This window comes from Photobacterium lucens (genome assembly GCF_009873615.1).
Lineage (GTDB): Bacteria > Pseudomonadota > Gammaproteobacteria > Enterobacterales > Vibrionaceae > Photobacterium > Photobacterium lucens.
The window spans coordinates 1-9,758 of record NZ_SSMG01000406.1; the positions used below are offsets into that span (position 1 = coordinate 1).

Consider the following 9,758-nt stretch of genomic DNA (forward strand, 5'->3'; position numbering starts at 1 on the left):
ATCCTCAGATTAAACTATTGATAAATCATTATACAAATACATGCTTATCGTTCCCTATATTGTGAACTAACATCACGTAATCAGAAAAAAAATCATATTCTGAACTTTATATCTCAGTTAATATCTGCATCACATAATAATTAAAAAGATATTGGTGATGGATATTTACTCGCCTTTCAATCATCTTCAAAGTCCTATTTGGATCTTTGATTTTGACCACAAACAAATCATTTGGGCTAATGACAAAGCGCTTCCACTATGGGAATCACCTTCTCATGAGGAGCTTCTTTCACGCGATCTTAGTAAAGATATGTCTGCTGCTGTAGAAGCGACATTAGAAGAGTACCGCGATACATTTAAACAAAACAAAACAATAAAAACTTGGTGGCATTTAGATCCAAGAAAAGTTGGCAAAAACCTTCTCTGCATTTTTTCAGGTATCATGCTCCCTGACGGTCGTGATGCAATGCTAGTTGAAGTGATTAGTGATGAATCAAGCCTTCGCTGTGAGCTGGCGTTTTCAGACTGTGCTAATCTCGCACTGCTGTTCGACGAAAATGGTGAGCTAGTTAGTGCCAATAATGTCTTTACCAAAAACTATGGCAATGATCTGCACAACCTCGCTTCCTTTGTTGGCGATAGTGACATCGCGAAGCAATGGATTTCAGATGCGATCCAAAATCAAAATCTGAGCCATAGTCGACTTTGTTGGACTGGACAAAACCATATCTGGTTTAACATTGAAGCAAAATGGTTATCTGATAAATCTCAGTTACTGCTTCAAATTGTCAATATCACCAAGGAAAAAGAAAACCTGCAACGTGAACGTTATAACGCAGAGCATGACTTTTTAACTGGGTTAATGAACCGACGCGGGATCTCTTCTGCATTAAAAGCAAGCCACCACTTTTCACTTCCTTACAACTTGCTGTTTTTAGATTTAGATAGTTTCAAGCTTATCAACGACACCTACGGGCATGCTGTCGGTGATAAATTACTCCGAGCGGTTGCGATTCGATTACTCGATACCATCAAATGTCGGGGATTAGTCGCACGTTTTGGCGGCGATGAATTTATTATCCAAATTGAAGAACGTAATACCCCTAATTTAGAGCTACTCACCCGTGAAATTATCACTGCATTGAATCGCCCATTCTATATTAAACATATTGGTGAGATTTCTATTGGCTGTAGTATTGGCACAGCGCAATATCCTAAAGATGCGGATAGCTTTGAAACGCTGATCACACAAGCGGATATGGCTATGCATTGTGCTAAGAAACATGGGCGTAACTGCAGCTATCATTTCCAACCACATTTAGCTGAAACGCTATATCGTAAAAATGCACTGCGTCACCATTTATCACAAGCACTTGAAATTAAAGATTTTCAGCTTTACTACCAGCCAATTATTGACCTCAGCACTATGATGCTAAAAGGCTTTGAAGCGCTGATCCGTTGGTATGATGATTCACTCGGTCACGTCTCTCCTGCAGAGTTTATTCCGCTAGCTGAAGAAACAGGACAGATTGTACCGATTGGTTCATGGGTGCTACGAAAAGCATGTGAACAATTAGCTGAATGGAATCAAATCTACGATACCAAGTTAATCATGAGTATTAACCTGTCTCGTGCTCAACTCAAAATGTCACTGGTTGAAGAATTGGTATTGATCATTGAAGAATACAATATCGACCCATCCCAAGTAGCATTAGAAATTACTGAATCAGCGATGCTACAAGAGTTTAGTGAAGCCAAGCCTTGCCTAGATGCTATCGCAGATCTAGGTTTTGAACTTTATTTGGATGATTTTGGTACTGGCTACTCTTCTTTATCGCAACTGCAGAACTTACCGATCAGTACAGTTAAGCTCGATCAAAGCTTTGTACAAAATGAAGCTGATAGCGGTAAAGCAATTGTTGAAGCAACCAAGGCCATCTGTAATAAGTTGAATTTGAAAGTAGTCGCTGAAGGCGTTGAAACCAAAGAACAATTAGATTACATCCAAAGTTGTAATTTTAACTATTGCCAAGGTTATTACTTCAATAAACCTCTTTCTGTGCATGAGTTAGAAAACGGTATGTTAGAGACGTTACTAAAACGCAGTAAACCTCTCCAATCAGAAATCTACTAACACTCACCCACCACCGCGAGAATCATCTCGCGGTGATATTTCTCTTATGCTACATACGCTCAGCATGGATCAATAAGTTTCGTGGCGTCATCTGCTTTTCGCAAAATGTACCCAACGTCACCTTATACCCTGACTCTTCTAAATAGCAGACACGATCAAGAACTAACCATAACTCTAATGGGCGACGAAATAATTGACGAACCAGCTCCATACGCTCGGTGATCGCAAAGCGTTTTTCACCTAACTGCTGCCAATAATCGAAGTCAATATCATCAGGTAATGTCATGCCTTTTTGCTCAGCAGCCCATAAACAAAAGGCTTCAAAACCTTCACCAAGCAAGGCTTTTTGAACATTCGGAATGGGTAAATAATTGTTCGTTTGATTCACTTCTCGCTGTAATAAATCAAATCCTAAGCGAAAACTCACTTCAACAAAGCGTAGCTGTTTTACCCGATTGCCTGCTGTCACGGTCTCTTGTAATGGCAAACGTAAATCATGTTTTGATAACTGTAACTTACTTGCCTTAGCGCCACTTGATAATGGCTGATACTGCTTATCTCTGATCAGGTGATAACAGCATGGCGATACACTCACCGCTTGCCCTTTTTTCGCCACCACTTGCTTGATCAACGACACATGCAAATCACCGCAAGCATGCAGCGCAACCGCATGTTGCTTAGGTTGAATATATTGCTGACTACTCACATCAAACGCATCACCTTGAACAAAGTGAATATCCAACCCTAATTGCTTAGCCGCTGCTTCACCATCAACACACAGTTGTTGTTGCCACTCTAAGCTAGTTACAGGTTGTTGATGCGTGACAGACAATACACGACCAAGAAAGCCTTTACCTGCACACCACTCAAGCCAAGGTACGCCTAACCGAGGTAATACTTGGTTAAACGCAGTGATTTGCTGCCACTTACGCCCCGGAATACCAGCATCACAATTTCTCGGGTATACATATTCACTCCCCGTTAAACGCGATGTTTTTGCTAACTTTGCAAGTAAAGCAGCATCTGGTATCCACGGTGTAAATACTTCAATCAAAGCATCTTGATCTTGAGTTAACTGCAATAACGTTTCATCATCAATCGCAGCTAACCATTCACAAAACTCTGGATGTTGTTCCTCCCATGCAAAACCTTTATCAGCAAAAGGAACAAACTGCCAGTACTGACGATTTGCCGTTAATAACGCATCTAATTGTTGAAAAGTGTTCGCATAACAAGACATAAATAATAACTTAGTGGTGCTAAAAACAAGGGGCGCTAGTGTATACCTAAATCACTCTGTCGATAAACTACCAAGCCGCCATTTCTACATGCCAGAAACAACAAAACCGCCAATGACGGCGGTTTTGAACTATAAATCATAATGGTTTATCGAACGGGTAACTCAATCTCAGCAAACATTGCTTCAATTTCACCATTGCTCTTTAACGCGATGGCCTGATCGACCACGTTACGTGTTAAATGTGGCGCAAATCGCTCCATAAAGTCATACATGTAAGTACGTAAGAATGTGCCTTTCTTAAAGCCGATCTTAGTGGTACTTGCAGCAAAAATATGGCTCGCATCAATGGCAACTAAATCTTTATCTGTTTCAGGATCCATTGCCATGCTTGCAATAACACCCACCCCAATTCCTAAGCGCACATACGTTTTGATCACATCAGCATCGGTGGCAGTAAAGACAATCTTAGGCGTTAAACCTGAGCGATTAAATGCACTGTCTAATTCAGAACGGCCTGTAAAACCAAACACATACGTTACAAGAGAATAAGCAGCTAAATCGTGGATCGTAATATTTGTTTTTGTTGCTAATGGGTGATCACTACGCACAACAATCGAGCGATTCCAGTGATAACAAGGCAACATGATCATATCTTGATATAAGTGCAACGCTTCTGTTGCGATAGCAAAATCCGAACGCCCTTTACCTACCGCATCTGCAATTTGTGCTGGCGTTCCTTGATGCATGTGCAGCGACACTTTTGGGTAACGAGCGGTAAAACCTTGAATAACCGCAGGTAATGCATAACGCGCTTGAGTATGCGTTGTTGCAATATTTAATGTGCCCATCTCAGGATGGGTATGCTCGCCAGCAACGGCTTTAATACTTTCCACTCGCGATAAAATATCACGAGAAATACGTACAATATCTTCTCCCGCAGGCGTCACTTTGGTTAAGTGCTTACCACTGCGTTCAAAGATTTGAATACCTAGTTCATCTTCAAGTAATCGAACTTGTTTACTGATACCCGGTTGAGAGGTATATAAGCTCTCAGCCGTTGATGAGACGTTAAGGTTATGATTCACCACCTCAACAATATAGCGTAACTGTTGTAATTTCATGGTACCGCCTACTCAATAATCCGTTACCTTTCACACCACATCCATCAACCCCTTATGGTATTTAATGAGATAGGTATAATCGTGCAACCATGTAATTAACATTTTATATATTGAAACCAGTAATTTGCATAGCATTTGTTTGTTTTTTAGTTACAGAAATCAATATTTTTGCAATTATTCAATATAATAAGAAACTCAAACTTAAGTACAAAGTCAGCATAGAAATGCATGCCGTGTGACGTTTAAATTTGCTAAACAGCACAAATTACACTTCGATTTGAATAAAGCTCCTATTTAATAACCATCTCACTAGGCGGTTTTTTCGAGATGGTGTATCCTGCTATATTCAAGATTAATGCATGGAAGATAGATATATCTTATGAGTATTCCTTTAGTTATAGGCTTAATTGGTCTGTTACTTGCGCTTATCATTGGTTACAACGTTATCATTCAGTACCGCCAACGTATAGAAGCGATTAAGCAGCAAGAACTGGCAAAACATATTGCAATTATCGATGCAACGGAAGAGTTGATCGGTAATGCGCATCACCTGCCTTACAGCAAAGAATTATTGGTATGCTTAAACCAACGTATTGTTGATGCTTTGCAGCAAATGTCTGAAGCCTCTCCCAATGATCGTTCGCTCACTCAACGTATCAAAAATGTGACAGAGCAAATTGCCCATTTAGAAAGCAGCTATAGCAATGCCGATATCACCCCGTTTAAAGTTCCAAGTACGGATAAACAAGCAATTGGCATGCTGCAACTCGTTAAACGCCTAAAAACTGTGATCAAAAGTGAACACAGCAAAGGCCGTATGGGCACACAAGCCTTCGTTAATGAAAATGCCCGTTTAGAATCTATTCAATTACGTATCAATATTGAAAACGTAGTAAAACGCGCCAATGAAGCACGCATTAAAGGACAAATTGGCACCGCTAAACAATTACTGAAAAAAGGCATTGATGTGCTATCGGCAAAAAATGATAACTACGCCAACCAAGCTCGTGAAAAGCTTCAGTTAATGCTCGATGAAATTGATAACAAACAATCAATGAATTACGAGCAAGAGCGTCAACAGCAGCTCGATAAAGATCAAGATGATCTCGATGTCTTATTCCAGCCAAAGCGTAAATGGTGATTTGCTTCACTTTGGCTTAAAATAGCTCAACTACAAAGGTCGCAGTAGCGGCCTTTTTTATGCCTTCAATAACAATAAATGATACGTCTTATGGATAACACGCAACAGATGATTAATGAGCTACTGACGCCCATTAAACAATTTCTTCAATGTGAAACGCCAGATAGCTGGATTGAAGAAGCCCGTAAGCCAGAAAACCTAACGGCATTGTTGGTCGATCACTGTAATTGTGAATTAAAAGCGAGCCAAACAGCCATGTTCATGGTACGCAAATACGCCGTTGACAAAGCCAGTGGTGAAGCGCTACTTGCGTGGGCAAAGCCTTATGAAGATTTTGTTTACGGCGGCGAGAATCGCTCTACGGCGGCATTTCACAACAAAAAGAACGGACTATCAGCACCTTTAGTTGCTCGCCCTGATTTTCCTTATGGTGAAGAGCTAATTGAAAAGATGGTACGCTTAATTAAAGAAGAGTTTCACCATTTCGAGCAAGTGTTAGAGATCATGGAAAAACGTGATATTCCCTACTCTAACCTCCATGCTGGGCGTTACGCTAAAGGCTTAATGAAAGCGGTACGTACTCATGAACCTGCCACTTTAATCGATAAGCTTATCGTTGGCGCTTATATTGAAGCGCGCTCTTGTGAGCGTTTTGCCAAACTTGCACCTTATTTAGATCCTGAACTCAAAAAGTTTTATATCTCGCTATTGCGCTCAGAAGCACGCCACTATCAAGATTATTTGACGTTAGCAGAAAAGATCGCAGGCAAAGATATCAGCGATCGTATTCACGCTCTTGGAGCAAAAGAAGCAGAGCTAATTTCAGCCCCTGATAGCACTTTCCGCTTCCATAGTGGGATACCAGAATACATAGCTTGCTAATTCTTATAGCCTATTCTCTAAATACAAAAAAACCGCCATCAGCTTAGCTCATGGCGGTTTTTGTTTAACTTTGAAAGTTAACTAAGCAATTACTTCTCAGCTTTTTCTTTCTTCGGCTTTTTACGCTTGTCCGTGATTTCCCACTTACCATCAACGTAAAGTGCAGTCCAACCCGTTGGTTTACCATCAACTTCTGAACGTACGTAGTTTTCTTTACTCTTACGAGCAAAACGAACCACAGTTGGTAGACCATCTGGATCAGCTGCTGGCGCTTCTGTTAGATAAGTAAACTTAGGCGATAGACGATCTTTAAAGCGTACTAACTCTTCCACTAAAGGTGCACGTGTTTCACGCGATTTAGGGAAGGTACTTGCTGCCATAAATAGACCTGATGCACCATCACGAAGGACAAAGTAAGCATCTGGATCTTGGCTACATGGTAGCTCAGGTAGATGTACTGGATCTTCTTTAGGTGGCGCAACTTCACCGTTTTTCAAGATCTTACGTGTATTCTTACAGCTTTCATTAGTACAGCCCATGTACTTACCGAAGCGACCGTTTTTCAGTTCCATATCAGAACCACACTTGTCACATTCGATAATAGGACCTTCGTAGCCTTTCAGCTTAAATTCACCTTTCTCGACAATGTAACCTTCACAGCTTGGGTTATTACCACAAACGTGCAGTTTACGATCTTTGTCGATCAGGTAAGCATCCATCGCAGTATTACAAATCGGACAACGTTTCTTAGCACGCAGTGCTGCCGTTTCAACGTCTTCTTCAAGTACGTTAACAATGCCTTCTTCGCTACCTAAGTTGATCGTTGTTTTACAACGCTCTTTAGGCGGTAATGCGTAACCCGAACAACCTAGGAATACACCGGTTGATGCAGTACGGATCCCCATAGGACGAGAACAGGTTGGACATTCAATATCAGTTAATACGATATTGTTAGGCTTCATGCCGCCTTCTGATTCGTCAAGCTCAGCTTTTTCAAGCTCAGTGGTGAAATCAGAGAAGAACTCATCAAGCACTTTCTTCCAGTTTTTCTCACCTTCTGCGATTTTATCGAGGTTACCTTCCATACGGGCAGTAAAATCGAAGTCCATTAAGTCAGGGAAACTACCATCTAGGCGATCAGAAACGATTTCACCCATTTTCTCTGCATAGAAACGACGCTGATCAACACGCACATAACCACGATCTTGAATTGTAGAAATGATTGATGCGTACGTTGATGGACGACCAATACCACGCTTCTCTAACTCTTTAACCAATGCTGCTTCTGTAAAGCGCGCTGGCGGCTTAGTAAAGTGTTGCTTAGGCTCAAGTTGTTCTAGCTTCAATACGTCGCCTACGTTAACCATAGGCAGCGTTGTGTCTTCATTTTTACCAGATGGACGCTGTACTAGTGTCCAACCAGCAAAACGTAGAGTACGACCTTTCGCTTTTAGGCTAAAGTCACCCGCTTTCACCGTAATCGTGCTTGAATCATATTTCGCAGGCACCATTTGACAAGATACGAACTGACGCCAAATTAAGTCATATAGCTTAACTGCGTCTGCTTCCATACCTTCAAGGTTTTCTGCTTTTACTTCTACATTAGAAGGACGAATCGCTTCGTGAGCTTCTTGGGCATTTTGTTTGCTGCCGTATACGTTCGCTTTTTCAGGTAAGTATTCATTGCCATACTCACTTGAAATAAAATCACGTGCTGATTCAACCGCTTCTTTTGAAAGGTTGGTTGAGTCTGTACGCATGTAGGTAATGTAACCCGCTTCGTATAGGCGTTGCGCTAGGCCCATTGTACGTTTAACACCGTAACCTAGGCGCGTACTCGCCGCCTGTTGCAGTGTTGATGTAATGTAGGGTGCTGATGGCTTGCTACTGGTTGGGCGATCTTCACGCTCAATCACTTCATACGCTGCTTTTTCAAGTAACGCTTTTGCAGCCATGGTGTCCGCTTCGTTAACTGGGCGGAAAGCTTTACCTGCTTGCTGTGCCACCATTAAACGTAGTGTATCTTTGCCCACGGTTAAGGTATCGGCGTGAATGTCCCAAAACTCTTCAGGATCAAACGCATTGATTTCGCGCTCACGCTCTACGATCAATTTCACCGCAACAGACTGAACACGACCTGCAGATAAACCACGCGCAACTTTTTTCCATAGCAATGGTGACACCATAAAGCCCACAACGCGGTCTAGGAAACGACGTGCTTGCTGAGCGTTTACACCATCAATATTCAGTTCACCTGGCTCTTCAAACGCTTGTTGAATCGCATTCTTTGTAATTTCGTTGAACACAACGCGCTTATAGCGTGCATCATCGCCACCGATGATCTCACGAAGGTGCCACGCAATAGCTTCCCCTTCGCGGTCCAAATCGGTTGCGAGATAAACATAGTCAGCGTCTGCTGCTAGTTTTTGTAATTCGCTAACGACTTTTTCTTTACCTGGAAGCACTTCGTAATGCGCATTCCAATCGTTATATGGGTCAACACCCATTTTTCCGATCAGTGCTTTACGGTCTTTCTCATGTTTAATGCGTGCTTTCTCTTCGGCACTCAACCCTTTGGTCGATGTTGCCGCGGCCTTCTTGCCAGTAGTGCCTGAACGCGAACCTGTTGGCAAATCACGGACGTGACCAACACTTGACTTAACAATGAAATCCTTACCCAAGTACTTATTAATCGTTTTAGCCTTGGCTGGGGACTCCACGATAACGAGAGATTTACCCATAATGACTCTATTACGTCCTCGTGCTCGCTAGAATATAAAAATAAAAAACTGCCACTGCTTTACATTGTAACCAGCAACATTCGACCAATCTCATTAAGTCACTAATCATAAAAATAGGAACAGTGAATTAATATGATTGCCAGTGATCTTTTTCGTAATCAAACATTTTTGCAATGACAAATTGCATTGTAGCTACGTAAAATTCTATTTACATATTGGGCTAGAATACAAGAAGGTCAACTGCTTTTTAACGAAATCCGTCTATTTGGTTGCACCTTCTTCAATTGTTAATAAAATGTATAGCACAATTTTTATCTTATCGACTATCAAATAACAGACTGATTTAAAAGCATATACTAGCACTCTCTCAGCCAGCATTAACGGTTCAAAATCGAAAAAAATAAAATGAGATAGAAATTCGCGCAGATCATTACCATTTATCGAACATCACTGACAAGCAAAAAAAGTCTTTTTACGCTTTTGCTCACACTAATAAAAA

The 9,758-nt window shown here is 41.3% G+C and carries 6 protein-coding genes; 3 read left to right on the top strand and 3 right to left on the bottom strand.

The features are described from left to right. Positions 1-157: 157 nt before the first annotated feature. Positions 158-2,134, top strand: a complete 1,977-nt coding sequence (locus E5A76_RS16700) for a putative bifunctional diguanylate cyclase/phosphodiesterase (protein WP_161119614.1) — start codon at positions 158-160, stop codon at positions 2,132-2,134. A 49-nt stretch (positions 2,135-2,183) separates the two neighbouring features. On the opposite strand, the gene E5A76_RS16705 is transcribed toward E5A76_RS16700, so the two are convergent. Together E5A76_RS16705 and cysB are read right to left on the bottom strand one after the other, a co-directional pair. Further along, on the bottom strand, positions 2,184-3,374 hold the full coding sequence (locus E5A76_RS16705) for a methyltransferase (RefSeq protein ID WP_161119615.1): 1,191 nt from the start codon (positions 3,372-3,374) through the stop codon (positions 2,184-2,186). A 146-nt stretch (positions 3,375-3,520) separates the two neighbouring features. Beyond that, on the bottom strand, positions 3,521-4,495 hold the full coding sequence (gene cysB / locus E5A76_RS16710) for an HTH-type transcriptional regulator CysB (protein ID WP_053988350.1): 975 nt from the start codon (positions 4,493-4,495) through the stop codon (positions 3,521-3,523). A 379-nt stretch (positions 4,496-4,874) separates the two neighbouring features. Here cysB and E5A76_RS16715 point away from each other — a divergent pair, with 379 nt between their 5' ends. Together E5A76_RS16715 and miaE are read left to right on the top strand one after the other, a co-directional pair. Beyond that, the gene (locus tag E5A76_RS16715) at positions 4,875-5,636 is read left to right on the top strand and encodes a DNA repair protein (protein WP_107165036.1); all 762 of its coding nucleotides are present in this window, start codon (positions 4,875-4,877) and stop codon (positions 5,634-5,636) included. A gap of 90 nt (positions 5,637-5,726) precedes the next feature. Further along, positions 5,727-6,518, top strand: coding sequence for a tRNA isopentenyl-2-thiomethyl-A-37 hydroxylase MiaE (gene miaE, locus E5A76_RS16720; protein WP_161119616.1), 792 nt, complete (start codon positions 5,727-5,729; stop codon positions 6,516-6,518). An 89-nt stretch (positions 6,519-6,607) separates the two neighbouring features. On the opposite strand, the gene topA is transcribed toward miaE, so the two are convergent. Then, entirely contained in the window at positions 6,608-9,259 is a 2,652-nt protein-coding gene (gene topA / locus E5A76_RS16725; RefSeq protein ID WP_161119617.1) for a type I DNA topoisomerase, read from the bottom strand. Positions 9,260-9,758 lie beyond the last annotated feature (499 nt).

What these genes read in the sequence shown, in the direction of transcription:
- E5A76_RS16700 (WP_161119614.1), top strand. Translation starts at nt 158, where the DNA reads ATGGATATTTACTCGCCTTTCAATCATCTTCAAAGTCCTATTTGGATC.
- E5A76_RS16705 (WP_161119615.1), bottom strand. Translation starts at nt 3,374, where the DNA reads ATGTCTTGTTATGCGAACACTTTTCAACAATTAGATGCGTTATTAACG.
- cysB (WP_053988350.1), bottom strand. Translation starts at nt 4,495, where the DNA reads ATGAAATTACAACAGTTACGCTATATTGTTGAGGTGGTGAATCATAAC.
- E5A76_RS16715 (WP_107165036.1), top strand. Translation starts at nt 4,875, where the DNA reads ATGAGTATTCCTTTAGTTATAGGCTTAATTGGTCTGTTACTTGCGCTT.
- miaE (WP_161119616.1), top strand. Translation starts at nt 5,727, where the DNA reads ATGGATAACACGCAACAGATGATTAATGAGCTACTGACGCCCATTAAA.
- topA (WP_161119617.1), bottom strand. Translation starts at nt 9,259, where the DNA reads ATGGGTAAATCTCTCGTTATCGTGGAGTCCCCAGCCAAGGCTAAAACG.